Genomic DNA, 294 nt, shown 5'->3' on the forward strand with positions numbered 1-294 from the left:
GCTGCAAGCTACCGATAAGGACGGCGACACAGTGACGGCCGCCGCCGAGAAACTGGTGATTACCGTCGATGACGACACCCCAACCGCAACCGGAGCCGCCGAGGCCGGAACCGTCGATGAAGACGGCCTGGCCAATGGTATTGCCGGTGGTGTCGGTGATGTAGCGGGTGAAGCCACAGTGGCCAGCGGCAGCGTTACCGGTATCTTCCAATCCGGCGCCGATGTACCACTGAGCTATAGCTTGTCGAGTGATACCAGCGGCCTGCCAGCCCTGAGTTCGGGTGGAGTGGCGCT

1 pseudogene is annotated in these 294 nt (G+C 62.6%); it reads left to right on the forward strand.

Annotated features, from left to right (window positions below):
* Nucleotides 1-294, forward strand: a pseudogene (locus PVZ80_RS00280) (hypothetical protein); the annotation flags it as partial.

This window comes from Pseudomonas sp. B3G-3 (genome assembly GCF_028640915.1).
In the GTDB taxonomy this organism is placed as follows: domain Bacteria; phylum Pseudomonadota; class Gammaproteobacteria; order Pseudomonadales; family Pseudomonadaceae; genus Aquipseudomonas; species Aquipseudomonas chlororaphis_I.